A 25,816-nucleotide genomic window follows, 5' to 3' on the forward strand; every position below is an offset into this window, starting at 1 on the left:
GCGCAGCCGCGCCCCTAGTTCAGGCGCGCGCTGGCCACGATGCGGCCGTCGCGCACCTGGAAGCGCTGCACGTGGCCCTGGCCCGCGATTTCAAGCAGATCGCCCTGCGAATAGCCCGTGACATTGGGGCAGTCCAGCCATTCCGGGTTGATGAACGGAAAGTACTTGAGCGTGCCGCTGCCCTGGCTGGCGAAATCGAACGTGGTGTTGGCGACGACTTCCGGGTCCCATTGGCTGGCGTCGTAGGTCAGCACGCATCCGGTGCCGATGCGGTAGACGATGCTGGCGCCCATGCTGGCAAAGCCCAGCGCGCCGACATGCAATTGCGCCTGGTTGCGCAATTCAATGACCCGGCTGCCCAGGCGTTCCAGCGTGACGTGCTTGAAGGTCACGTCGGCGCCGTCGACGATCAGGTGCGAATACTGCCCCAACGTGACGTCGCCGTATACGCCGCTGGGCGCGGCTTCTTTTTCGGTAATGATTGCGGTTTCGTTGGCGGCAAGCGTAATGGTGCTGAGCATGGCGGACGGATCTCCGGTCTATCAGGGGGGCGCGCTCTTGTTCTGATGCTGCTACCCGATAGACGTTTCGCGCCGCAGCTCGCCTGATCGTGGATTTTTGCGTCGCCGGAACGTCGTCCGGTTCTCACCCTTGCGTGTGATTTTTATTATTTGGACACAATTCGATATTTTCACTTATTTTTGGAATGTCGAATTGAGCGAACGCAACGAAAGCGGGCGATTTACGGGAAACCCCTAGGTGCTGCGGCGTGGCCGGGGCGAAAAAAACGGGGCGAAAAAAAACCGGTGCGCGAGGCACCGGTTTTTTGCGGAAGGTCGGACGCCGGAACGTCGGAACCCGTGGATCAGCAGATCAGCGCTTGAGCTTGGCGAACGCGTCAGCCATGGCGCTGTTCATCGACCCCGCGGCTGCCCCCGCCCCGCGGCCGCCGTCGCCCTGGCGGCGCGGACGGTCGCCGCCCTTGGGGGCGTCGCCGCTGCGGCGGGCCGGCGCGGCGGTGTCGTTCAGGCGCATGGTGAGGGCCACGCGCTTGCGCGCCGCGTCCACTTCCAGCACTTTGACGCTGACGGTCTGGCCCACGCGTACCACGTCGCGCGGATCCTTCACGAACTTCTCGGCCAGCGCCGAGATGTGAACCAGGCCGTCCTGGTGCACGCCGATGTCGACGAAGGCGCCGAAGTTGGCCACGTTGGTCACCACGCCTTCCAGCACCATGCCCGGGTACAGGTCGTTCAGCGTTTCCACGCCTTCCTTGAACTGCGCCGTCTTGAATTCCGGACGCGGATCGCGGCCGGGCTTTTCGAGTTCGGCGAAGATATCCTTCACCGTGGGAAGGCCGAAGCGTTCGTCGGTGAAGTCCGACGGCGACACGCCCTTGAGCGCTTCGCGCTGGCCGATGATCTGCTGCACGTCGGCCTTGATCTTGGCGACGATGCGCTCGACGACGGGATAGGCCTCGGGGTGCACGGCCGATGCGTCCAGCGGGTTGTCGCCGTTGGGAATGCGCAGGAAGCCGGCGGCCTGCTCAAACGCCTTGTCGCCAAAGCGCGGCACCTTGCGCAGGATCTCGCGCGTGGGGAAGGCGCCGTTTTCGTCGCGGAAGGCCACGATGTTCTTGGCCAGCAGCGAGTTCAGGCCCGACACCCGCGCCAGCAGCGCCGCCGACGCCGTGTTCACGTCGACGCCCACGGCGTTCACGCAGTCTTCGACCACGGCGTCCAGCGAGCGCGCCAGTTCGCGCTGGTTGACGTCATGCTGGTACTGGCCCACGCCGATGGCCTTGGGGTCGATCTTGACCAGTTCGGCCAGCGGGTCCTGCAGGCGGCGGGCGATGGACACGGCGCCGCGCAGGGTCACGTCTAGGTCGGGGAATTCCTGGGCGGCGGTTTCCGATGCCGAATACACCGAGGCGCCCGCTTCGGACACCACCACGCGGGTGACCTTGAGGTCGGGGAAGCGTTCCATCATGTCGCCCACGAGCTTTTCGCTTTCGCGCGAGGCCGTGCCGTTGCCGATGGCGATCAGGTCCACCTTGTGGCGCGCGACCAGCGCGGCCAGCGTGTTGATCGTGCCGTCGCGGTCGCGGCGGGGTTCGAACGGGTAGACGGTGGTGGTGTCGACGACCTTGCCGGTCTTGTCGATGACCGCGACCTTGCAGCCCGTGCGGATGCCGGGGTCCAGCCCCAGCACGGCCTTGGGGCCGGCGGGCGCGGCCAGCAGCAGGTCTTTCAGGTTGGCCGCGAACACGCGGATCGCCTCGGCTTCGCCGCTTTCGCGCAGGCGGCCGATCAGTTCGCTTTCGAATGCCGTCAGCAGCTTCACGCGCCAGGTCCAGCGGCAGACCTCGCCCAGCCAGCGCGCGCGCGGCGGTGCGTCCAGGGCGAACAGGCCGTTGCCCAGCTTCAGGAAATTGGCGATGCGGGCGACGCACGGGTGCGGGGTCTGGGCCTCGAGGTCGGCTTCCAGGCCCAGGCGCAGTTCCAGCACGCCTTGCTGGCGGCCGCGCAGCAGCGCCAGGATGCGGTGCGAGGGCAGGGTGCGCAGCGGCTCGTTGAAGTCGAACCAGTCGCGGAAGTTGGCGCCTTCGGTTTCCTTGCCCTCGATCATCTTGGAGTAGAGCAGGCCCGTGGACCACAGGTGCTCGCGCATGTCGGCGAGCAGGTCGGCGTTTTCCGCGTAGCGTTCGGCCAGGATGTCGCGCGCGCCGTCCAGCGCCGCCTTGGCGTCGTTGATGGCGGCTTCGGGATTCAGGTATTGCGCGGCCAGCGCGGCGGGATCGCAGGCGGGATCGGCCAGGATGGCGTCGGCCAGGGGCTCGAGGCCGGCCTCGCGGGCGATCTGGGCGCGCGTGCGGCGCTTGGGCTTGTACGGCGCGTACAGGTCTTCCAGGCGCTGCTTGGTGTCGGCGTCGGCGATTTCCTGCTGCAGCTCGGGCGTCAGCTTGCCTTGCTGGGAAATGGACTCCAGGATGGCGCCGCGGCGCTCTTCGAGTTCGCGCAGGTAACCCAGGCGGACTTCCAGGTTGCGCAGCACGGTGTCGTCCAGGCCGCCGGTCGCTTCCTTGCGATAGCGGGCGATGAAGGGCACGGTTGCACCGTCATCCAGCAGTTCCACCGCCGCAGCGATCTGGGAGGCGCGCGCGCCCAGCTCGGTGGCGAGCTGTGCGACGATGCGGGCGTTGTCGACGCCGGCGGCGACGTTCGTGATAGTGGAAGTTTCAGACATCTCTATACGACGGCAAAAAGGGAAAACGAGGGGCGGATTGTGCCATAAGCCGTTGTTACAGAACGTGCCCGGAGGGACCGATCTGTCCCTCTGGCAACGGCCTTGCGGTAGCCCGCGAGCCGAAAAGCGCGGCGGCAGCGGGTATCATTTGGGTCCTTCCCAATTCAGTGTCTGGCGCCCGAACCGATCGTCCCGGCACCGGTTCACCCCATCCTCCGACCGACACTAGGCTGCTGTAATGCTGGACCTGGACATTTCCGAATTCTTCGACGACGACGGGCCGCTGGCCACCGCCATGCCCGGCTACAAGCCGCGTCCCTCGCAGGTGGAGCTGTCGCAGGCCATCGGCCAGGCCATCCAGGACCGCGCCACGCTGGTGGCCGAGGCCGGGACCGGCATCGGCAAGACCTGGGCCTATCTTGTACCCGCGTTCATCCAGGGCGGCAAGGTGCTGATCTCCACCGGCACGCGCACCCTGCAGGATCAGCTCTACACGCGCGATCTGCCGCGCGTGCGCGCGGCGCTGGGCGCGCCCGTGACCGCCGCGCTGCTCAAGGGCCGCGGCAATTACGTGTGCCACTATCACCTCGAACGCCTGCAGGGCGACGAGCGCGCGCTGAAGTCGCGCACCGAGATCCAGCAACTGCGCCAGATCCAGGTGTTCGCGGGCATTTCTAAGACCGGCGACCGCGGCGACCTCGCGCAGGTGCCGGAAGACGCCGACATCTGGCAGCGCGTGACCTCCACGCGCGAGAACTGCCTGGGCCAGGAGTGTCCGCGCATCCGCGATTGCTTCGTGGTCAAGGCGCGCCGCCAGGCACAGGAGGCCGACGTGGTGGTCGTCAACCACGCGCTCTTCATGGCCGACCTGATGCTGCGCGAAGAAGGCGTGACCGACCTGCTGCCCGAAGCCGACACCGTCATCTTCGACGAAGCGCACCAATTGCCCGACACCGCCACGCGCTTTCTGGGCAGCAGCGTGTCCACGCACCAGTTGATGGACTTCGGCCGCGCCCTCGAAGTGGCGGGGCTGGCCTATGCGCGCGAAGCGGCCAAATGGAGCGACGTCAGCCGCCACCTGGAAACCGCCGCGCGCGAATTGCGCCTGGTCTGCGCGCCGCTGGACAAGATGCCGGGCCGCAAGGCCACCTTCGAGGCCATCCCCAATCCCGAGGAATTCGACGAGGCGCTGCTGGCGCTGCGCGAAGCCGTGGACGGCGCCACCAAGGCGCTGGGCGCGGTGGCCGAAAAACACCCCGACCTGCTCACGGCCGCGCGCATGGGCGCCGAAATCTCGGTCAAGCTCAAGCGCTGGGCGACGCCCGGACGCGGCGGCGCCGCGCTGGACGACGAAGGCTGGGGCCGTGACGACCAGGCGCCCGCGCAGGACGCGCTGGGCGACGGGCCGTCCACGCCGGCCGCCCTGCTGGAAGGCGCCGCGCTGGCCGAGCAATGGACCGGCCCGGCGGTGCGCTGGGTCGAGCACGGCCTGCATCACGTGCGCCTGCACTCGGCGCCGCTGTCGGTGGCGCAGGCCTTCTCCAAGTTCCGCAAGCCTGGCCAGGCCTGGATCATGACCTCGGCCACGCTGTCGGTGAATGGCGAATTCACGCACTTCACCAGCCAGCTCGGCCTGGACCGCGCGCGCACCGGCAAGTGGGAGTCGCCGTTCGACTACCCCGAGCAGGCGCTGCTGTTCGTGCCGCGCGGCATGCCCGAGCCCCAGTCCCCGCAATTCCTGGACCGCTTCGTCCAGACCTTGATGCCGCTGCTGGAAGCCAGCCCCGGCGGCACGCTGGTCCTCTGTACCACGCTGCGCGCGGTGGACAAGGTGGCGAACCTGCTTGCCGACGCCTTCGACGACGCGGGGCACGACTGGCCGCTGCTCAAGCAGGGCGAGGGCACCCGCCGCGATCTGCTGGACCGCTTCTGCAAGCTCACGCATCCGGTGCTGGTGGGCAGCGCAAGCTTCTGGGAAGGCATCGATCTGCCGGGCGACGTGCTGACGCTGGTGGCGATCGACAAGCTGCCTTTCGCGCCGCCCGACGATCCGGTCATCGAGGCGCGCCTGCGCGCCTGCCGCGCGCAGGGCGGCAATCCGTTCGCGGAATACCAGCTTCCCGAAGCCGCCATCTCGCTCAAGCAGGGCGCGGGCCGGCTGATCCGCACGGAATCCGATTGGGGCGTGCTGATGGTGGGCGACGCGCGGCTCGTCGAAAAACCCTACGGCAAGCGCCTGTGGCGCGGTCTGCCGCCGTTTGCGCGCACCCGCGAACTGGAAGAGGTGCTGGCGTTCTACCGGCGCAAGCGCGGTTCCGACGACGCATGAAGCCAAGTCAAGCCAAGCCGGGCCGGGTCGGCTGGGCGCAGGCAAAAAAATGGCCCTTCCGAAGAAGGGCCATTTTCTTTCCCATGCGGGCGGGATCCGATCAGTTGAACGGATTCCACCAGCTCTTGTCGGCCTTCAGGCCCTTGGTCCGGAACTCGCTGTTCGGGTAGTTCTTGTCGTACACGCGCTGGGCGTCGTTCTTCAGTTCCGTCATATTCAGTTTGTCGTACGACTGGACCATCAGGTAGAGCGCCTCTTCGGTGGCGGGCGCGCCCTCGAAATCGGTGATCACCGTCTGCGCGCGGTTGGCCGCGGCCACGTAGGCGCCGCGCTCGTAGTAGTAGCGGGCGACGTGGACTTCGTTCATGGCGATGGTGTTGACCAGCCACGCCACGCGCTTTTCGGCGTCGACGCTGTACTTGCTTTCCGGATAGCGCTTGATCAGCTCGGTGAAGGCGTCGTAGGACGCGCGCAGCCCCTTGGGATCGCGCTCGGCCGGGTCCTGGCCGGTGATGTTGCTCATGAAGGCGCTGGCCGGCGTGAAGTTGATCAGGCCCTTCAGGTACAGCGCGTAGTCGGTGCCGGGGTGATTGGGATAGAGCTGCTGGAAGCGGTCGATGGCCGCCAGCGCCTGCTCGTTTTCACCGTCCTTCCAGTTGACGTAGGCCAGCTCGAGCAGCGCCTGCTGCGCGTACACGCCGAAGGGGTAGCGGCTCTCGATGGCGGTCAGGCGTTCGCGCGCTTCTTTCCAGCCGCCCGACGACATTTCAGCCTTGGCGTCCGCGTAGAGCTGTTCTGCGCTCCAGTTGGTGGTCTTGTCGTACTTGCTGTCCGTGCCGCTGCAACCGGCGATGACCATGACGGCAAGTAGCGCAAGAACCACGCGCAAAACCGGCCCGCTGCGGGAGGCGGGGTTCGAGGGAGCTGCAGGGTGGTGAATCACGAGAATCGTATCCTTGGTGGTAGCATGGCAGGCTGATTATATGATTTGTCTCCATGTCTGATACAGCCGCCCGCGCAGATCTTGTTTCCGACGATAGCGCCGACGAAAATCTCGACGAAACCAGCCGCGGCGAGCCGCAATTTGTAACCGTGCCGTCCGCCACGCGCGCCGACCGGCTGGACAAGGTGCTGGCGGGCCTCTTGCCCGACCACTCCCGCAACCGCCTGCAGGGCTGGATCGAATCCGGCAACGTCCTGGTCAACGGGGCGCCTGGCAAGATCCGCCAGACGGTCGGGCCGGGGGACGAACTCACCATCTGGGCGCAGCCCGCGCCGGACGCGCTGGCCTTCACCGCGGAACCCGTCGAATTCGGCGTCGTCGCCGAAAGTCCCGACTGGATCGTGGTCGACAAGCCCGCCGGCCTGGTCACCCATCCGGGGGCCGGCAACTGGAGCGGCACGCTGCTCAACGGCCTGCTGCATCGCTATCCGGAACTCGCCCACGTTGCCCGCGCCGGCATCGTGCACCGGCTGGACAAGGATACGTCCGGGCTGATGGTGGTGGCTCGCAACGACACCGCGCAGACCCACCTGGTGCGCCAGCTCCAGGCGCGCAGCATGGGCCGCGAATACGTGGCGCTGGCGCATGGCTGGGTGGCCGCCGCCGGCAAGGTCGACCGCGCCATCGGGCGCGATCCCCGCGTGCCGGTGCGCATGAGCGTCGAGCGGCCCGTGGCGCCCAAGCCGGCCATTACCAATTACGCACCGGCCCGCCGCGGCATGGTGGAGCCGGGCGGCCGGGTGACCGAAGTGGTGTGCCGCCTGGAAACCGGCCGGACCCACCAGATCCGCGTGCACATGGCCAGCCTGGGGCATCCGCTCTTGGCCGATACCCTCTACGGCGGCAAGAACATCGCGGGGGCGCTGCGCCAGATGCTGCACGCCCGCGCGCTGCATTTCGACGATCCAGGCGGCCAGGGCGAGGTCCGGTTTGCCGCGCCGGTGCCCGCCGACATGGCGCAGGTCCAGGAGAACATTGCATGGAACGCCTGATCGCGGGCCTGCCCGTCGTCACGGGACCCGAATGGCAAGGGGTGAACTACTTCTGCACGACGCGGTCGGGCGGGGTGGGGGTGGCGCCGCACGACACCCTGAATCTTGGGCTGCGGGCCGAGGACAACCCCGAGGCCGTGGCCGAGAACCGCCGCCGCGTGCGCGCGGCCGTGCCGTCCGCGCCCCTGTGGCTGCGCCAGGTCCATGGCAGCGAGGTCGTGGACGCCGACCGGCCCGACGTGCCCGCCGAACCCGCGGTGGACGCCAGCGTCACGGCCCAGCCCGGCCGGGTGCTGGCCGTCATGGTGGCCGACTGCCTGCCGGTCGTGATCGCCGATGCCGAGGGCACCGTACTGGGCGCGGCGCATGCGGGCTGGCGCGGCCTGGCGGGCGGCGTGTTGGAACGGACGCTGGCCGCCATGCGGGCCAAGGCCCCGCAGGCGGACGGTTGGCGGGCCTGGGTCGGGCCGGGCATCGGTCCGCGGCACTTCGAGGTCGGGCAGGACGTACTGGACGCCTTCACGGGCGACGATCCCGCCACGGCGCGCTTTTTCGCGCCCCGTCCCGGCATCGCGGGCAAATGGCTGGCGGACCTCGCCGGATTGGCGGATTTCCGGCTGCGGCGCGCCGGGGTACAAGAGGTGGTGCTCAGCGGGGAATGCACGGTGACGCGCGCGGACCGGTACTTTTCCTACCGCCGCGACGGGGTGACCGGACGCATGGCGATGCTGGCCTGGCTAGCCCCGGTTTGATCTCGCGCAAAGGCCCGGGCTGGCCTTGCGTCCTACTCTTGCAGCCCTCCTTGTATACCCGCATTGACAGTCCTGGACCCGGAATGCAACATCAATCGCGAAGTTTCGATAACAAGGTGTCGAAGTGAATGCCAATCTCTCCGCAGGTCCCATTCCGGTGAGCGTGGCACCGGAAGTCCTGGCTGACATCCAGGCAGAGTTCTCTCGTGAATGGCAACGCATTTGCGACGATGCCCGGCGCGGCGCGCTCGCGCCGCCGTCCGATCGCCGCTTTTCCGGCGAGGCCTGGGCCGCCAACGCGTCGCACCTGCTGCTGGCGCACACCTATCTGTTGTCAGCCCGCGCCATGCAGCGCATGGTCGACGCCGCCCAGGTCAGCGAACCCATGCGCGACCGGCTTCGGTTCTCGATCATGCAGTGGGTCGACGCGCTGTCGCCGTCCAACTTCCTGGCGCTGAACCCCGACGCCCAGCGTTCCATCGTCGAAAGCGCGGGCCGCGCCCTGAACGAAGGCCTGGCGAACCTGCTGGGCGACGTGCAGAAGGGCCGCATCACGCAGACCGACGAATCCCAATTCGAGATTGGCCGCAACGTGGCCACGACGCCCGGCGACGTCGTCTTCGAAAACAAGCTGTTCCAGCTCATCCAGTACGCACCCTCGACCGCCACCGTCCATGAGCGGCCGCTGGTCATCGTGCCGCCGAACATCAACAAGTTCTACATCCTGGACCTGCAGCCGGAAAATTCCTTCGTGCGCCATGCCGTGGAGCAGGGCTACACGGTCTTCCTGATTTCCTGGCGCAATCCGGTCGCCGCCGACACCGACGGCGTGGACCGCGCCACCTGGTCCGACTACCTGGACGATGCCGTGCTGCAGGCGCTGCGCGTGGCCAGCGACATCACCGGGCAGCCGCAGGTCAACGCACTGGGCTTCTGCGTCGGCGGCACGATGCTGGCCTCCGCGCTGGCGCTGGCCGAGGCGCGCGGCGAGCATCCGGTGGCTTCGCTGACCCTGCTGACCTCGCTGCTCGATTTCCACGACACCGGCATCCTGAAGGTCTTCGTCGACGAAGCGCACGCGCTCATGCGCGATCACCAGTTGGGCAACGGCGGCCTGATGCCGGGCCGCGACCTGGCCACCACATTCTCGTTCCTGCGCCCCAACGAGCTGGTCTGGAACTACGTGGTCGGCAATTACCTGAAGGGACAGAAGCCGCCGGCCTTCGACCTGCTGTTCTGGAACGGCGACAGCACGAACCTGCCGGGACCCTTCTTTTCCTGGTATTTCCGCAATACCTACCTTGAGAACAATCTCAAGGTGCCGGGCCGCGCGCAGGCTGCCGGCATGCCGCTGGACCTGACGCGGCTGAAGATGCCGGCCTATATATTCGGATCGCGCGAAGACCACATCGTGCCCTGGGTGTCGGCCTACGCATCCACGCAGCTGCTGCGCGGACCGCAGCGTTTCGTGCTGGGCGCATCGGGCCACATCGCGGGCGTGGTCAATCCGCCCGCCAAGAAGCGCCGCAGCTACTGGTCGGCCGACGCACTGGACCAGCCCGGCCCGCTGCCGGGCGACCCGAATGCCTGGTTCTCGCAGGCGGTGGAGCACCCGGGAAGCTGGTGGCCCGACTGGGCCGCCTGGCTGGCCGGCCATTCCGGCAAGCAGGTCAAAGCAAGGACGAAGGCAGGCAATGCCAAGTACCGGCCCATAGAGCCGGCTCCTGGCAGGTACGTGAAGGTCCGGGCGGCATAGACCGCGATTCGCGATCGATCCCCGGTCATGAAGAAAGTTAATCAACGAGGCGTCCGTCGCACACAGGAGGAAGTCCAATGAGCGGAAAACTGGCTTACGTAACAGGCGGGATGGGCGGGATTGGCACCTCTATTTGCCAGCGCTTGGCCAAGGATGGCTTTCGCGTGGTGGCAGGTTGCGGCCCCAGCCGCAATTACCAGCAATGGCTGGATGAGCAGGCCGCGCAGGGCTTTACGTTCCACGCGTCGGTGGGCAACGTGTCCGATTGGGACTCCACGGTTGCCGCATTCGAAAAGATCACCAACGAGCTCGGGCCGGTCGACGTGCTGGTCAACAACGCGGGCATCACCCGCGACGGGCTGTTCCGGAAAATGAGCGCCGACGATTGGCGGGCGGTCATCGACACCAACCTGAACAGCCTGTTCAACGTGACCAAGCAGGTCATCGACGGCATGGTCGAGCGTCAGTGGGGGCGGGTCATCAACATCAGCTCGGTCAACGGCCAGAAGGGGCAGTTCGGCCAGACCAACTACTCCACGGCGAAGGCCGGCATCCATGGCTTCACCATGGCGCTCGCGCAGGAAGTGGCCAGCAAGGGCGTGACCGTCAACACGATCTCGCCCGGGTATATCGGCACCGACATGGTCCGGGCCATCCGCCCGGACGTGCTGGAGAAGATCGTCGCGACGATTCCGGTGCGCCGCCTGGGCACGCCCGAGGAAATCGCATCCATGGTCTCGTGGCTGGCTTCGGACGAATCCGGCTTTTCGACCGGCGCGGACTTCTCGCTGAACGGCGGCCTGCACATGGGCTGACCCGGCCGGGCCGCCCGAAGGCGGCCCCATGGCGCCGGACGGCCTCGGCCAGAGGGCCGTCCGGCATTACACTCACCTTATCGAAAGCCTAAGAGATCGCCCGATCCGGGGACAACCATGACGCAAGCACAAACCGGCGCCAGCCTGCGCCTGATTAAAAAGTACCCCAACCGTCGCTTATACGACACCCGGACCAGCACCTACATCACCCTGGCAGATGTCAAGCAACTGGTCCTGGCCAACGAGGAATTCCAGGTCGTCGATGCCAAGAGCAGCGAAGATCTGACGCGCAGCATTCTTTTGCAGATCATCCTTGAAGAGGAGAGCGGCGGCATGCCCATGTTCTCCTCCAACATGCTGTCGCAGATCATCCGTTTCTACGGCCATGCCATGCAAGGCATCATGGGTTCCTACCTTGAAAAGAACATCCAGGCCTTCATGGAGATCCAGCAGCGCATGGCTGAACAGTCCAAGGGCCTGTACGGCAGCCAGTTCGGTCCGGAAGCCTGGACGCAATTCATGAACGTGCAGACCCCCATGCTGCAGAACATGATGAACAACTACATCGACCAGAGCAAAAACCTGTTCGTGCAGATGCAGGACCAGATGCAGGACCAGACGCGCGCGATGTTCTCCACCTTCCCGTTCACGCCCGGCGGCACGCCGGGCGCGGGGCGCAAGTAAGGGCGGATTCACGGGATTCGCGGCGGCCCCTCGCGGGGGGGGGGCGCCAGGACAGCCAGCCGCCTCGGCATCAGCCCGGGCGGCTTTTTTGTTGCTTGACCCAACGCAATGATCCGGCACTTATCGTGCGGCCAGGTTCAGGGATGTGTCAGCAAAATCCTCTAAATTAATGAAAACGGTTCTTGTTTGTGTTTTGAGAACCGCTGTTTTCGTTTGTGTTTGTGTTTCGAGGATTAATGCACATGATCAAGAAAGCCTTGGCGCTGGCCATTGTCGCGTTGAGCGTGTCCGCCGCCCACGCGGCCGAATACCCCATCGGCAAGCCGGTCGAGAAGGGCGGCATGGAAATCGGCGCGGTGTACCTGCAGCCGATCGAAATGGACCCGCCCGGCATGATGCGTCCGGCCAAGGATTCCGACGTGCACCTGGAAGCCGACATCCACGCCACCGCCGGCAACAAGACGGGCTTTCCGGAAGGCGAGTGGGTGCCTTACCTGGTCGTGAACTACGAGATCCAGAAGGTGGGCAGCCAGAATGTGCAGAAGGGCACGTTCATGCCCATGGTGGCCAACGACGGTCCGCACTATGGCGAGAACGTCAAGCTGGAAGGTCCCGGCAAGTACAAGCTCAAGTACTCGATCCTGCCGCCGACGGCGAACAAGATGAGCCATTTCGGCCGCCACGTCGACAAGGAAACGGGCGTGGGCGAATGGTTCGAACCGTTCGACCTGGAATATGAATTCGTCTACGCCGGCACCGGCAAGAAGGGCGGGTATTGATCGTGCGCCGCCTGCTTCGCGTTCTTGCCGCACTGCTGATCGGCTTGGCCGGCGTGGCGGGCATGACGCCCGCGCAGGCGGCCGATCTGCCCACGTTCACGTTGACCTTCAAGCCGGACGGCACGTTCGAGCCCGCCACGTTGGAAGTCCCCGCGGGCCGGTTCAAGATCGAACTGATCAACGAAAGCAATGAGCCGGTGGAGTTCGAAAGCATTCCGCTGCGCAAGGAAAAAGTCCTTGGGCCGGGCGTGAAATCCTTTGTGGTGATCACGATCTCGCGGCCGGGCGAGTATCCCTTTTTTGACGACTTTCACCAGAGCGTGAAAGGCACCTTGGTCGTCAAGCCCAAGGAATAAAGCGGCATCCAAGCATGGAACAGGTACTTTTCATCGTCTGGCGCGAAAGCGTCGAAGCCCTGCTCGTGGTGGGCATCCTCTATACCTGGCTGCGCGCCACGCCGGAAGGCAAGCGCGGGCTGCCCTACCTGTGGGGCGGCGTCGCGGCCGGCCTGGCGCTGGCCGTGGCGCTGGCGCTGGTGCTGCTGGGCGTGTCGTCCTGGCTCAGCGACGAGGGGCAGGAATGGTTCCAGGCCATCATGTCGCTGGCGGCCTGCGCGCTCGTGGTGCAGATGGTCGTCTGGATGAAGAAGCACGGCCACACGCTCAAGGGCGAACTGGAAAGCGGCGCGCGCGCCTCCGTGGCCAGCGACAACTGGTGGGGCCTGCTGGTGCTGGTCGCCATCGCCGTCGCCCGCGAAGGCAGCGAGACCGTGGTGTTCCTGTATGGCACGGTGTCGGCCGGGCAGGGCGGCAGCGACATGTTGATGCTGGCCCTGGCGGGCGTGGCGGGCTTCGCCGTGGCGCTGCTGACGTTCTGGCTGCTGCAACTGGGCGGCAAGCTCATCACCTGGCGCCGCTTCTTCCTCGTGACCGAAATCCTGCTGCTGCTCCTGGCCAGTTCGCTGCTGGTGGGCGGCCTGGACCATCTGATTTCGCTGGACGTGCTGCCGACCCTCGTCGATCCGGTCTGGGACAGCTCCTGGCTGCTCAGCGACAGCACTGGCCTGGGCAAGGTGCTGGCCGACTTCGCCGGCTACCGCGCGCTGCCGGCGCTGACCTCGGTGCTGCTGTGGGTGGCGTACTGGATCGTCGTCTGGGCGCTGCTGCGCTGGGTGGGCAGCAAGCCCGCGCCGGTGGCCGCCGCCCGGGGGGCATCCTGATTCCGGTCTGTCCCGCCGGACTGAATATTTGAAGGTTTGACCATGGCTGCTGCAATCGGGAGGGCGACCTCCCGCATCGCCGACTTCCTCCGAGACCATGCCCCGCTGTTGCGCAAGCTGCAGTGGGGCATTGTCGCGTTGTACGCGTTCCTCCTGATCGTGCCCGCGCTGCTGCCGTTGCCCGACAACGCCGCCTCGGTGTTCAACAATCTGACGGTCGTGGCGCAGTTTGCGTTCTGGGGCGTGTGGTGGCCGTTCGTGCTCATTTCCATGCCGATCCTCGGCCGCGCGTGGTGCGGCTGGCTGTGTCCGGAAGGCATGCTGACCGAATGGGCCAGCGAGCGCGGACAGGGCCGCGCCATCCCGAAGTGGATGCGCTGGGGCGGCTGGCCGTTCGTGGCGTTCGCGCTGACGACGGTCTACGGTCAGCTCGTCAGCGTCTATCAATATCCGCTGGCGGTGCTGGCCGTGCTGGGCGGGTCGACCGTGGCGGCCATGATCGTCGGCTGGCGCTACGGCCGCAGCAAGCGGGTATGGTGCAAGTACCTGTGCCCGGTGAATGGCGTGTTCAACCTGCTGGCCAAGCTGGCGCCCTGGCATTTCAAGGTCGACGAGGAAAAGTGGCGCCATCCGGTCATCCGTATCGAACCCATCAACTGCGCGCCGCTGGTGCCGCTGCGCCACATGAAGGGCGCGGGCGACTGCCACGTCTGCGGCCGCTGCAGCGGCTATCGCGGCGCCATCGCGCTGACGCCGCGGTCGCCGGAAGAAGAAATCGTGCACGTCGCCGACGGCGACCCCTGGCAGACGGCCTTGCTGTGCTTCGGCCTGATGGGCATCGCGATCGGCGCATTCCTCTGGAGCGCCAGCCCGTGGTACGTGACGGCCAAGCAATGGGCCGCGACCTGGCTGGTCGAGCGCGACATCCTGTGGCCGCTGATGGACAACGCGCCCTGGTTCATCCTGACGCATTACCCGGATGTGAATGACAGCTTCTCGTGGCTGGACGGCGCGGGCATCCTGCTGTTCGTCGTCGGCGCCACGGTGTGCGTGGGCGGCGCGGCGTTTCTGTCGCTGTGGATTGCCGACCGCATCGCGCCGGCCGCGCCCGCGCCGGGGGTGTCCGCCTCGCGCTGGGGACGCCCGGGCCTGCACAAACTGGCGCAGGCCCTGATCCCGTCCGCCGGCATCGGCGTGTTTCTTGGCCTGTCGGCCACCACCATCACGCTGCTCAAGCACGAGGGCGTGCAGGCGGCCTGGGCGACGCCCGTGCGGTTCACGCTGTTGACGCTGGCGGTGCTGTGGACGCTGCGCCTCTATGCGCGCCTGCTCAAGCCGCGTCCGGTGGGCCTGGCCCGCAAGCTCGGCGCGGGCGTGGTGCTGGCGGCGGGATTGGCGCCGTTCTGCCTGGCCTGGGTGCTGTTCTTCGCCATCTGGTAGTCCGGCTTCGCGCGCATTGCGATAAAGTGGGGACCGCGCCGGCGCCGCCGGCATTCCCTCATTTCCGTTTCGCCATGGCCACCTACGCGTTCCGTCTGCTCAACGTTTTCGCTTCCTCCACTTTCAGCGGCAATCAGCTTTGCGTATTCGAAGATGCGCGGGGCATGGACGACGCCACCATGCTGAACCTGGCTGCGCAGTTCAACCTGTCCGAGACCACCTTCATCCTGCCCTCGGACCGCGCAAACGCGCGGGTGCGGATCTTTACGCCGGGCTACGAGATGAAGTTCGCCGGCCATCCCACCATCGGCACCTCGCAGGTGGTGCGCGACCTTCTGCAAACGGGCGATGCGCTCACGCTGGAATTCAAGGCGGGCGTCGTTCCCGTGGTGGCCAACGGCGATGCCTGGACGTTTACCGCGCCATGCCCCGACGGGGTGCGAACCGCCAGGCCCGAGCTGGACGGCGCCGAGATCGCGGGGCTGGTCGGATTGGATCGCGATGACCTGCTGGCCGAGCCCATCTGGGTCGATACCGGCGCAGACCAGTTGCTGGTGCCGCTTGCCAGCGTGGACGCCGTGCGCCGGGCCGCCCCCGATGCCGCCAAGCTGGCGCGCTGGCAGGCCAGCAGCCTGGGACGCAAGACAATGTATGTGTTTGCCTTTGACGAAGGCAGGCTGCAAGGCGGGCGCCAGGTCGTGGTGGCCAGGTATTTCTTCGCCAAGGCGGGCGGCGGCGTCGACGAAGACGCGGGCACCGGGTCGGCCTGCGCCAACCTGGGCGGTTGGCTGCAGCACCGCGGCTACCCCTTGCCGGCCAGCATCGTGGTCGAACAGGGCGACCAGATGGGCCGGCCATGCCGACTGCTGCTGGAGGTCCTGGCCGACGGCCGGATCCAGGTGGGAGGCCGCGCGCTGGAGATCGGCCGCGGCGCCGTGACGGTCTGAGGGGCTATCCCCCGGAATTTGCGGCCATGAAAAAAGCGGCGCCGAGTTGCCTCAGGCGCCGCTTTGTATTCAGGCGTGGATCTTGACGATCCTGCCCTTACTTGCGGTTCTTGGCCGGATCAACCTTGATGTTGTTCTTGACCTGCTTGACGCCTTCGACGCCTCGGGCGACCTTGGCGGCGTGATCCGCTTCGGCTGCGGTGCCCACGGTGCCGGTCAGCGTGGCGACGCCGTTGTTGGTTTCGACGGCGATTTCCAGGGCGCTCAGCTGCTTGTCGGCAACGAAGGCGGCCTTGACCTTGGTGGTCACGGTGGCGTCGGACGCGTATTCACCCACGGACTGTTTCGGCTTGCCGTCATCGGCGGCAAAAGCCATGGAAGTGAAGACAGCGCCCGTACCCAGTGCGGCGGCGGCGATCAGCTTGCGAATTTCCATAGTAATGCTCCTTGTTAGTGGTGTTCAGCGCGTTCTCGTTCTAGACGCAATGACGATATGAGATGGCTCAGTGGTTCTATTTCGCTGGTGCTATTTCTTGCGGAAGGCGCCGCCCAGGATGGACAGCAGTGCCAGGACCAGAAAAACGAAGAACAGGATCTTGGCAATCCCCGCGGCGCCGGCGGCGATGCCGCCGAAACCCAGGACAGCCGCGATGATGGCGATAACGAAGAAAACTACGGCGTAATGCAACATGTCAGCTTCTCCTGGTTGTTATGGGTATCAGGGATTGCGGTCGAAGAAATCCCGGACTTCCTTTTGTGCCTCTTCCTTGGTCTTGCCGTAGCGCTCCTGGATCAGGCCTGCCAGACGTTCGGCGTTGCCTTCCGTGCGCGTCAGTTCGTCGTCGGTGAGCTCACCCCAGGCCGCCTTGGCCTTGCCCGTCAGTTGCTTCCACTTTCCGGCGATGATGTCGTTGTTCATGGTGACCTCTCTCTGGTTGCTTGCGGCGGCGGGTTTATGGCCTATAAACCTGCCGTTTCGCGGTGTGTTGGGCACTGATCAGCTAGCCTCTAACGTACGAGTCGGCCTCAGGGGGTGTCAAACGACGCTGTGGAGAAATGTAACGGCGCCGATGCGGGAAAAACCGGCGGTTTGAGACGAGAAATCCGCCTCGAATTACCTCAGGGCCGAGTTACATTTGAGCAACGATTTGACCCCTTTTGAGCGCGGCTCGTAACCGATCCGCTCTATGGCAGGCGCTGGCGCGGGTGGCCGGCGGCAAAGCATGCCGGTATAGTCCAGACGGAACCGGCTGGCGGTTCGACACGTAACGGGAGAAAAACTCGCATGACGAAACGACTTTGCAGCGCCATCTTGCTGGCGCTCGGCGCCATGGCGGCCATGGGTTGCACGCACGTGACGGACCGGTATCAGGCTTCGGCGGCCGACGTGGCGCCGCGGGGCTAGGGGCGGGGACGATCGGCCGCGGATAGCGCTGCGGGGTGCTGCGCGCCCGCGACTGCGGATACACGTGCAGGATACGCGTGCACCACGCCGGTAAAAAAAACGGGGCGCCGTGAAGCGCCCCGTTTGCGTTCCCGCCGCCCCGATCAGGGCTGGGCGATGCGCGCCGCGATGTGCGCCAGCGCCTCTTCCACCTGGTCCACCAGGATCAGGCACAGATCGCCGGGATTCAGGCGCGCCAGCGCCGTATCGATGGCCAGGAATTCGCCGTGGATCTCCTCGATGTGCGTCGTGCGGCTGGCGCCCACCAGGCCTTGCTGCAGCAGGGCCAGCACTTCGCCGTCTTCGCGGCCGCGCTGGCATTGGTCCTGGTAGAGCAGCACGTCGTCGAACGCCGCGCCCAGGATCTCTGTCTGCATGCGGATGTCTTCGTCGCGGCGGTCGCCCGCGCCGCTGATGACCACGACGCGGCGATGGGACGGCATGGCGTCCACCGCGCGCACCAGGGCCTGGATGGCGTCCGGATTGTGGCCGTAGTCGGCGATCACCGTGGCCCCGCGATAGTCGAACACGTTAAAGCGCCCGGGAGCGGTCTGCGCGTCGTTGACGAAGGTGGCCAGGCCGCGGCGGATGACGTCCCAGCCCAGGTCCAGCGCCCACGCCGCGGCGATCGACGCCATGGCGTTCTCGACCTGGAACGTGATCGTGCCGCCGCGCGTGAGCGGGATCTGCGCCAGCGGGAAACGGACCTCGTCCGCGCCCTGCGCCGCGACGATCGCGTCGCCGTCGCGATAGACCGCACGCTGGCCCTGCGCGCGGTGCGTGACCAGCACGGGATGGTTGCGGTCTTCGGCGAAGTACGTGACCGAACCGGGGCAGCTGGAGGCCATCTCGGCGACGATGGGATCGGCGGCGTTCAGCACCGCCATGCCCGACGGATGCACGTGCTGGACGATGACGCGCTTGACCACGGCCAGGTCCTCGACCGTGCTGATGTAGCCCAGGCCCAGATGGTCGCCCATGCCGATGTTGGTGACGATGGCGACGTTGCAGCGGTCGAAGGCCAGGCCCTCGCGCAGGATGCCGCCGCGCGCCGTTTCGAACACCGCGGCGTCCACGTCGGGGTGCATCAGCACGCTGCGCGCGCTGCGCGGACCGCTGCAATCGCCGGTGTCGATGCGCAGGTTGTCCACGTAGACGCCGTCGGAATTCGTCATGCCCACGCGGTTGCCGGCCACTCCCAACAGGTGCGCGGTCAGGCGCACCGTGGTCGTCTTGCCGTTGGTGCCCGCGACCGCCACCACCGGGATGCGGCCGTCGTCGCCATCCGCGTACATGTTGGCGATGATGGCTTCGCCCACCGCGCGGCCCTTGCCGAACGAGGGGTTCAGGTGCATGCGCAGGCCGGGCGCGGCGTTGACCTCGACCACGCCGCCGTGCTGGTCTTCCAGCGGGTGGTGCACGCTTTCGGCCACCACGTCCACGCCGCAGATGTCCAGGCCGATCATGCGGGCCGCGGACACCGCGCGCGCCGCCATTTCGGGGTGGACCTCGTCCGTCACGTCCGTGGCGGAACCGCCGGTGCTCAGGTTGGCGTTGTTGCGCAGGAAGATCAGCGTGCCGGCGGGGGGCACGGAATCGGCGTCAAAGCCCTGTTTTTTCAGCGTCGCCAGCGCGATGTCGTCAAAGCGGATCTTGGTGAGCGAGGTGGCGTGGCCGTCGCCGCGCAAGGGGTCGGCGTTGACCTGGTCCACCAGTTGGCGAATGGTCTGTTGCCCATCGCCCGTGACCTGCGGCGGATCGCGGCGCGACGCCGCGACCAGCGCGCCGCCGACGACCAGCAGGCGGAAGTCGTGGCCCGGGATATAGCGTTCGACGATGACTTCCGAGCTGATCTCCTCGGCCACTTCAAAGGCCTGGATCACGCGCTCGCGGGTTTCGATGTTGACCGCGACGCCGCGGCCCTGGCTGCCATCGCGCGGCTTGACCACGACAGGGCCGCCCAGTTCCTGCGCCGCTTCCCAGGCCTCTTCGGCGCTGGTCACGGAGCGGCCCTTGGGCACGGGCACGCCGGCGGCGTCCAGCAGCATTTTGGTCAGGTCCTTGTCCTGCGCGATGGATTCCGAGATGGCGCTGGTCAGGTCGGTTTCGGCGGCCTGGATGCGGCGCTGCTTGCTGCCCCAGCCGAACTGCACCATGCTGCCCTGCGTCAGGCGGCGGTAGGGAATGTTGCGGGCCGTGGCGGCGTTCACGATGGAGCCGGTGCTGGGGCCCAGGCGCACGTCCTCGTCCAGTTCGCGCAGGCGCTTCAGGGCGTCGGCAATGTCGAACGGCGTGTCGTCGAGCGCGGCGCGCACCAGTTGCTGGGCCAGGTCCATCGCCAGCCTGCCGACTTCTTCTTCGCTGTACTCGACCACCACCTGGAACACGCCCGGCTCGATCGTGGACGCGGTGCGCCCGAACGTGACGGGGCAGCCGGCGTGCGCCTGCATCGTCAGCGCGACGATCTGCAGCACGTGGGCGATGGACACCGCGTCCTGGTGGCCTTCGGGGCGCAGCAGGCCGGTCTGCGGCAGGCGCGCGCGCAGGCGCGCTTCGAATTCGGGCAGGTTGTCGATGGAGCATTCGGCGTCGGCGCACGACACGATGGCCTCGATCGCGGTGTTCTTGCTCCACAGATTGGGGCCGCGCAATGCTCGGATACGGGAGACTTCCATGGCAGGGATTCCTGTCGTCTGGCGCGCGTCCGCGGTAGGGGGCGGGCGCGCGCGCGTATGTGTCAGTGTTGTTGGATCCAGCGGCGGACCAGGTCGATGGTCGGGCCGGAGAAGGCTTCGTCGGATTGCAGCAGGACGAAATCCCCGGACGCGATGCCGTCCAGTACGCCGCCGATGGCCGTGCCGTGGTCGGGCTCTTCCTGGATGTCCTTGACGCGGCAGCCTTGCGCCAGGCCCTGGCGCAGCAGCGCGCGCGCCTCGCCCGCGGGGCGCTTGCTGCGCACGGTCGCGTCGTCATAGAGGACCACGCGGTCGAAGGCGTCTCCCAGCAGCTTGCCTTGTTCGATCAGGTCCGCGTCGCGGCGGTCGGCGCCGGCCGAGTAGACCGCGGTGCGCGTCTGGGACGAGAACTGATCGATGGCCGTAATCAGCGGGCGCAGCGCCGAAGCGTTGTGCGCGTCGTCCACCACGACGGTGGCGTCGTTGCGTTCGAACAGCGTGAACTGCCACGGGGCATCCGCCTGGTCGATGTCGAAGGTCTCGATGCCGGCGCGGATCAGTTCCACCGGGATGTCCAGCGCCCAGGCCGAGCCCACGGCCGCCAGCACGTTCTCGACCTGGAAGGCCACGCGTCCGCCATGCGTCAGCGGGATGGCGGCCACGTCGGCCAGCCGTTCTTCGTGCGCGCCGCGCGCCAGCATGATGCTGCCGTCGCGCACGAACACGGCGCGGCCATCCTGCGCCAGGTGTTGCGCGATGGCGGGCAGGGCGGGGTCGATGCCGAAGAAGATGACGGCGCCGTCGCAGAGCTCGGCCATCTCGACCACGCGCGGATCCCGCGCATTGAGGACGGCCACGCCGTCCGGCAGGACCACGTCCACCTGCGTGCGGAACACGTTGAACAGGCGGTCCGTCTCGTTGATGTCGAAATCGCCCAGATGGTCGCCGTCGTCGATGTTGGTGACCACGCCGACCTGGCAGCGGTCGTAGGCCAGGCCCTGGCCGAGGATCACGCCGCTGTCGTTCTCGATGACGGCGGCGTCCACGTTGCGGTTCATGAGCAGGCGCGAGCCCGAGGCGAAGTCGGCGCGATCGCCCTTTTGCACGAGACGGCGGTCCAGGTAGAGGCCTTCGCTGCACGCCAGGCCGGTGCGCTTGCCCGACAGGTGCAGCAGGCGCGCCACCAGGCGGGCGACGACGGTCTTGCCGTTGGTGCCCGTCACCCCCACGATGGGAATGCGGCCCGCGTCGCCGTCCGGGAACAGGTGGTCGACGATGGCGCGGCCCACGGGCCGCGGCGCGCCGTCGGCCGGCTTCAGGTGCATCAGCAGTCCGGGCCCGGCGTTGACTTCGACGATGGCGCCGCGCTGTTCGTCCAGCGGGCGCGAGATGTCCTCGGCCACCAGGTCCACGCCGGCAATGTCCAGGCCGACGATGCGCGCGGCCAGGGTCACGGTGGCCGCCACGCTGGGATGCACGCGGTCGGTGACGTCGAACGCAACGTTGCCGCTGCGCTGGACCAGCACGCGCTGGCCTTCGGGCGGAATGCTGTCTTCCGTCAGGCCCTGGCGCGCGATCTCCAGCCGGGCGGCGGAGTCCAGGCGCACGAAATTGAGCGGGTGGTTTTCGGTGCGGCCGCGGCGCGGGTCGGTGTTGATCTGGCTGTCGATGAGCTCGGTGATGGTGGACGTGCCGTCGCCCGTCACCCAGGCCGGCTCGCCGGCGGCGGCGGCGACCATGCGGTCGCCCACCACCAGCAGGCGGTGTTCGTTGCCCAGCACGAAGCGTTCGACGATGACGCCGCTGCCTTCGTCCACGGCGACGCGGTAGGCGGAGACCACTTCTTCGCGCGTCGTCAGGTTGGTGAAGACGCCGCGGCCATGGTTGCCGTCGTAGGGCTTGACCACCACGGGCAGGCCGATGTCCTCGGCGGCATCCCAGGCGTCTTCCTCGCTTTTGACCAGGCGCCCTTCGGGCACCGGCACGCCGCAGGTGGACAGCAGCTCCTTGGTCAGGTCCTTGTCGCGCGAAATGCCTTCGGCGATGGCGCTCGTGCGGTCGGTCTCGGCCGTCCAGATACGGCGCTGCGCGGCGCCGTAGCCGAACTGGACGAGGTTGCCCTCGAAAAGGCGGATGTAGGGGATGTCCCGGTCGTCGGCCGCGTCCACGATGCAGGCGGTGCTGGGACCGAGGCAGTGGCGGTCGATCAGGCTGCGCAGCTTGGCGATGGTGGCGGGCACGTCGAACGGCCGGTCTTCGATGGCGGCCATGACCAGATCGCGCGCTTCGTTCAGGGCGGTGCGGGTGACCTGTTCCTGCCAGGCGCGCACGACGACCTTGTAGACCCCGCGTTGCGAGGTTTCACGCGCCTTGCCGAACCCGCCGCGCAAGCCGGCCAGGTTCTGCAGTTCAAGCGTCACATGCTCAAGAATGTGGCCGGGCCAGGTGCCTTCCTTCAGGCGGGCCAGAAAGCCGCCGCGCACCCCGGGGCTGCACCGGTGCTCGATCAGGGTCGGCAGCCATTCGGTCAGCCGTTCATAGAATCCGGGAATCGTGTTGGAGGGGTAGTCCTCCAGCTCGCCGATATCCACCCATGCTTCAAGGACCGGGCGATACGTCCAAATGTTCGGGCCGCGCAAAGCCACGACATCGATAAATTCAATGTCTTTCTTTTTCATGTTTTAATTTGCTCGAGAAGCAGGTTGGCACGCGCGGACGCCCCTGTGCTAGACCGCGAGTTTATTGGGGTTGCGCCTTAAGAATAATGCCAACGAGTCGGGGGATCCCAGATATTCCTAATTAGAAAAATCGGCTGCTACTATACGACGCCTTCAAGGCGTGAACTCGTTGTGTTGTAAGGAAGGGACACGTTTGCCGCCACTGGCGTCGAACCGGTTGCCGCCTAGTAGGGCAGAGTCCTGGCCCGGTATGCGTTCCAATGAAAAAACCAAACCTGCTTTCCGGCCTTGCCGACGCATTTCCTGCCCGCTGGCGGGATGAGATCCGCACCGAACTGGCGGATGACGAAACCCTACTGGCCTGGGTCGAGATAGACCTCGATCAGCGGCTGAAATTCCATCCCGGCCTGGTCGCCGTGACCGATAAACGGCTGATCGCGCGCCTTCCCGACAATTCCGGTTGGGAATCCTGGCCATATGGCCCCCAATTAAAGCTATCCCTCAGCGACCATGCCGGCGCCGCCGTGCTGGAGCTGCACGACGACGCCGGGCGCCTTGCCGCCTGGCGTTTTACGTTGGCGTGCAACCCGGCCGCGCTGCGCCTGCTGGCCCAGTTCGAAACGCAGCAGTCCATCCGGCTTTCCGGCAAACCGCCCGAAGAGCTGTCGGAACGCACCTGCACCATCTGCAATAACGTCATCCCGGCGGGCGAGGAAGAATGCCCGACATGCAACCAGGAACAGGCCGCGCCGTCGACCACCTGGGCGCTGCTGCGGCTGTGGCGGTTTGCGCGGCCCTACCGCGGCCCGCTGTTCGCCGGCTTTCTGTTGACGCTGCTGGGCACCGCCGCCACCCTGGTGCCGCCGTACCTGACGATGCCGTTGATGGACGATGTGCTGATTCCGTTCCAGAACGGCGCGCCCATCGATTACGGCCTGGTTCGGCTGTATCTGGGCGGCCTGCTGGGGTCGGCCATCCTGGCGTGGGGGTTGGGCTGGGCGCGGACCTACATCCTGGCCTGGGTCAGCGAACGCATCGGCGCCGATCTGCGCACGACCACCTATGCGCACCTGCAGCAACTCTCGCTTGAGTATTTCGGCGGCAAGCGCACCGGCGACCTGATTTCGCGCATCGGCAGCGAAACCGACCGCATCTGTGTGTTCCTGTCGCTGCACCTGCTGGACTTCGCCACCGACATCCTCATGATCGCCATGACGGCGGTCATCCTGATCAGCATCAATCCCTGGCTTGCGCTGGTCACGCTGGTGCCGCTGCCCTTCATCATCTGGATGATCCATGCGGTGCGCGACCGCCTGCGGCATGGCTTCGAAAAGGTCGACCGCATCTGGTCCGAGATCACCAACGTGCTGGCCGACACCATTCCCGGCATCCGCGTGGTCAAGGCGTTCGCCCAGGAAAAGCGCGAGGTCGCGCGGTTCCGCGAAGCCAACAACCGCAACCTGGAAGTCAACGACCGCGTCAACACCACCTGGTCGCTGTTCTCGCCGACCGTCACCTTGCTGACCGAGGTGGGCCTGCTGGTGGTGTGGATCTTCGGTATCTGGCAGGTGTCGCAGCGGCAGATCACGGTGGGTGTGCTGGCGGCGTTCCTGGCGTATATCGGCCGCTTCTACATGCGCCTGGATTCCATGAGCCGCATCGTGTCGGTCACGCAGAAGGCCGCGGCGGGCGCCAAGCGCATCTTCGACATCCTGGACCACGTGTCCAGCGTGCCCGAACCGTTGAATCCGGCCAAGCTGCCGCACATCAATGGCCGCATCGAACTGCGCGACGTGGGGTTCCGCTATGGCAACCGCCAGGTCATCCGTGGCCTGAACCTGACCATCGCGCCCGGCGAGATGATCGGCCTGGTGGGGCACAGCGGATCCGGCAAGAGCACGCTGATCAACCTGATCTGCCGGTTCTACGATGTGTCCGAAGGCGCGGTCCTGGTCGATGGCGCCGACATCCGTTCGGTGCGGGTGGCGGACTACCGGCAAAACATCGGCCTGGTGCTGCAGGAGCCGTTTCTGTTTTTCGGCACCATCGCCGAGAACATCGCCTACGGCCGGCCCGACGCGACGCGCGACGAGATCGTGGCCGCGGCCCGCGCCGCGCATGCGCACGAGTTCATCCTGCGCCTGCCGCATGGCTATGACTCGCTGGTGGGCGAGCGCGGCCAGGCCTTGTCCGGCGGCGAGCGCCAGCGCATCTCGATCGCGCGCGCGCTGCTGATCGACCCGCGCATCCTGATCCTGGACGAAGCGACGTCGTCGGTGGACACCACGACCGAAAAGGAAATCCAGAAGGCCCTGGACAACCTGGTGCGCGGCCGCACCACGATTGCCATCGCGCATCGACTGAGCACCCTGCGCAAGGCCGACCGGCTGGTGGTCCTGGATCGCGGCCAGATCGTCGAGCAGGGGCCGCACGAAGCATTGATGGCCCGCGAGGGCGCCTACTATCGCCTGTACCAGGCGCAGGCGCGCCAGGCCGAAGCCGACGCGCAGGCGTCGGGCAGCGAAGACATGGCCGCGGTGGCCTGACGCCCGGACGCCCAGACGGAACCCATCATGACCTTGCCGTTCTTTCAATTGCGCCGCAATGCCTTCGGGCGCCTGGAATTCCAGTCCGCCGACGGCGAATCGCACGAAGGCGTCATTCCGGTGCGCGCCTTTCCCATCAGCGAAGCGGGCCGCGGCCTGTCGCTGGTGACCAGCGACGGGCACGAGCTGCTCTGGATCGAACACCTGTCCGACGTGCCGGCCGAACCGCGCGCCCTGATCGAAGAAGAACTCGCGAGCCGCGAATTCATGCCCGAGATCCGCAAGCTGTCCAGCGTCTCGACCTACGCCACGCCCAGCGTCTGGAAGGTCGAGACCGACCGCGGCCCGACGTCATTCACGCTGCGCGGCGAAGAAGACATCCGCCGCCTGTCGGCGCAGACCTTGCTCATCGCCGACAATCACGGCATCTTCTATCTGGTGCGCGACATCCAGGCGCTGGACAAGCACAGCCGCAAGCTGCTGGACCGCTTCCTCTGAAGCGGTTGCGGCG

21 protein-coding genes are annotated in these 25,816 nt (G+C 66.5%); 13 read left to right on the top strand and 8 right to left on the bottom strand.

The features are described 5' to 3' along the window. Positions 1 to 14: 14 nt before the first annotated feature. Both BXA00_RS16440 and tex read right to left on the bottom strand, forming a co-directional pair. The gene (locus tag BXA00_RS16440) at positions 15 to 521 is read right to left on the bottom strand and encodes a hypothetical protein (RefSeq protein WP_076519479.1); all 507 of its coding nucleotides are present in this window, start codon (positions 519 to 521) and stop codon (positions 15 to 17) included. A gap of 352 nt (positions 522 to 873) precedes the next feature. Continuing rightward, positions 874 to 3,246, bottom strand: a complete 2,373-nt coding sequence (gene tex, locus BXA00_RS16445; protein ID WP_076519481.1) for an RNA-binding transcriptional accessory protein Tex — start codon at positions 3,244 to 3,246, stop codon at positions 874 to 876. 238 nt (positions 3,247 to 3,484) lie between these two features. Between tex and BXA00_RS16450 the strand changes: the two genes are divergently transcribed. Beyond that, complete coding sequence (locus BXA00_RS16450) at positions 3,485 to 5,575, top strand: ATP-dependent DNA helicase (RefSeq protein WP_076519483.1); 2,091 nt, start codon at positions 3,485 to 3,487, stop codon at positions 5,573 to 5,575. A 100-nt stretch (positions 5,576 to 5,675) separates the two neighbouring features. Here BXA00_RS16450 and BXA00_RS16455 read toward each other — a convergent pair whose 3' ends face one another. Then, the gene (locus tag BXA00_RS16455) at positions 5,676 to 6,434 is read right to left on the bottom strand and encodes an outer membrane protein assembly factor BamD (protein ID WP_231952284.1); all 759 of its coding nucleotides are present in this window, start codon (positions 6,432 to 6,434) and stop codon (positions 5,676 to 5,678) included. Between the two features lie 137 nt (positions 6,435 to 6,571). On the opposite strand from BXA00_RS16455, the gene BXA00_RS16460 reads away from it, so the two are divergent. The 10 genes from BXA00_RS16460 (at position 6,572) to BXA00_RS16505 (ending at position 15,962) form a co-directional block, all read left to right on the top strand. Further along, positions 6,572 to 7,570 (top strand): RluA family pseudouridine synthase, encoded by a 999-nt coding sequence (locus BXA00_RS16460; RefSeq protein WP_076519487.1) that lies wholly within the window; start codon positions 6,572 to 6,574, stop codon positions 7,568 to 7,570. Then, positions 7,558 to 8,322 carry a peptidoglycan editing factor PgeF gene (gene pgeF, locus BXA00_RS16465; RefSeq protein WP_076519489.1) on the top strand — a complete coding sequence of 255 codons (765 nt, stop codon included), beginning with the start codon at positions 7,558 to 7,560 and terminating at the stop codon, positions 8,320 to 8,322. The genes BXA00_RS16460 and pgeF overlap by 13 nt, the downstream gene beginning before the upstream one ends. A gap of 124 nt (positions 8,323 to 8,446) precedes the next feature. Then, a complete protein-coding gene (gene phaC / locus BXA00_RS16470) occupies positions 8,447 to 10,078 on the top strand; it encodes a class I poly(R)-hydroxyalkanoic acid synthase (protein WP_076519491.1) in 1,632 nt (543 codons plus the stop codon). A 77-nt stretch (positions 10,079 to 10,155) separates the two neighbouring features. After that, positions 10,156 to 10,893 (top strand): acetoacetyl-CoA reductase, encoded by a 738-nt coding sequence (gene phbB / locus BXA00_RS16475; protein WP_076519492.1) that lies wholly within the window; start codon positions 10,156 to 10,158, stop codon positions 10,891 to 10,893. A 117-nt stretch (positions 10,894 to 11,010) separates the two neighbouring features. Then, a complete protein-coding gene (gene phaR / locus BXA00_RS16480; RefSeq protein WP_076519493.1) occupies positions 11,011 to 11,577 on the top strand; it encodes a polyhydroxyalkanoate synthesis repressor PhaR in 567 nt (188 codons plus the stop codon). Between the two features lie 242 nt (positions 11,578 to 11,819). Next, positions 11,820 to 12,356: an iron transporter gene (locus BXA00_RS16485; RefSeq protein WP_008161772.1), complete on the top strand. Its 537-nt coding sequence runs from the start codon at positions 11,820 to 11,822 to the stop codon at positions 12,354 to 12,356. Between the two features lie 2 nt (positions 12,357 to 12,358). Beyond that, on the top strand, positions 12,359 to 12,712 hold the full coding sequence (locus BXA00_RS16490) for a cupredoxin domain-containing protein (protein ID WP_076521973.1): 354 nt from the start codon (positions 12,359 to 12,361) through the stop codon (positions 12,710 to 12,712). A gap of 14 nt (positions 12,713 to 12,726) precedes the next feature. Beyond that, positions 12,727 to 13,575, top strand: coding sequence for an FTR1 family protein (locus BXA00_RS16495; RefSeq protein WP_076519495.1), 849 nt, complete (start codon positions 12,727 to 12,729; stop codon positions 13,573 to 13,575). 42 nt (positions 13,576 to 13,617) lie between these two features. Beyond that, positions 13,618 to 15,015 (top strand): 4Fe-4S binding protein, encoded by a 1,398-nt coding sequence (locus BXA00_RS16500; protein WP_076521974.1) that lies wholly within the window; start codon positions 13,618 to 13,620, stop codon positions 15,013 to 15,015. 74 nt (positions 15,016 to 15,089) lie between these two features. Next, the gene (locus BXA00_RS16505; RefSeq protein ID WP_076519497.1) at positions 15,090 to 15,962 is read left to right on the top strand and encodes a PhzF family phenazine biosynthesis protein; all 873 of its coding nucleotides are present in this window, start codon (positions 15,090 to 15,092) and stop codon (positions 15,960 to 15,962) included. Between the two features lie 97 nt (positions 15,963 to 16,059). Here the strand turns inward: BXA00_RS16505 and BXA00_RS16510 are convergent, their stop codons facing one another. From BXA00_RS16510 to cphA (BXA00_RS16530), 5 genes are all read right to left on the bottom strand, one after another. After that, on the bottom strand, positions 16,060 to 16,398 hold the full coding sequence (locus BXA00_RS16510; protein ID WP_076519499.1) for a BON domain-containing protein: 339 nt from the start codon (positions 16,396 to 16,398) through the stop codon (positions 16,060 to 16,062). 90 nt (positions 16,399 to 16,488) lie between these two features. Further along, positions 16,489 to 16,653, bottom strand: a complete 165-nt coding sequence (locus BXA00_RS16515) for a DUF1328 domain-containing protein (protein ID WP_006389411.1) — start codon at positions 16,651 to 16,653, stop codon at positions 16,489 to 16,491. Positions 16,654 to 16,680: 27 nt separating this feature from the next. Continuing rightward, positions 16,681 to 16,881, bottom strand: a complete 201-nt coding sequence (locus BXA00_RS16520) for a CsbD family protein (protein WP_008161759.1) — start codon at positions 16,879 to 16,881, stop codon at positions 16,681 to 16,683. A 629-nt stretch (positions 16,882 to 17,510) separates the two neighbouring features. Continuing rightward, entirely contained in the window at positions 17,511 to 20,081 is a 2,571-nt protein-coding gene (cphA, locus tag BXA00_RS16525) for a cyanophycin synthetase (protein ID WP_076519501.1), read from the bottom strand. A 62-nt stretch (positions 20,082 to 20,143) separates the two neighbouring features. Continuing rightward, positions 20,144 to 22,759 (bottom strand): cyanophycin synthetase, encoded by a 2,616-nt coding sequence (gene cphA / locus BXA00_RS16530; protein ID WP_076519502.1) that lies wholly within the window; start codon positions 22,757 to 22,759, stop codon positions 20,144 to 20,146. Positions 22,760 to 23,019: 260 nt separating this feature from the next. On the opposite strand from cphA (BXA00_RS16530), the gene BXA00_RS16535 reads away from it, so the two are divergent. Beyond that, positions 23,020 to 25,305 (top strand): ABC transporter ATP-binding protein, encoded by a 2,286-nt coding sequence (locus tag BXA00_RS16535; RefSeq protein WP_076519504.1) that lies wholly within the window; start codon positions 23,020 to 23,022, stop codon positions 25,303 to 25,305. 27 nt (positions 25,306 to 25,332) lie between these two features. Beyond that, entirely contained in the window at positions 25,333 to 25,803 is a 471-nt protein-coding gene (locus BXA00_RS16540; protein WP_076519506.1) for a DUF1854 domain-containing protein, read from the top strand. The last annotated feature ends 13 nt before the right edge of the window (positions 25,804 to 25,816 follow it).

This window comes from Achromobacter sp. MFA1 R4, assembly GCF_900156745.1.
Classification (GTDB): Bacteria; Pseudomonadota; Gammaproteobacteria; order Burkholderiales; family Burkholderiaceae_B; genus Achromobacter.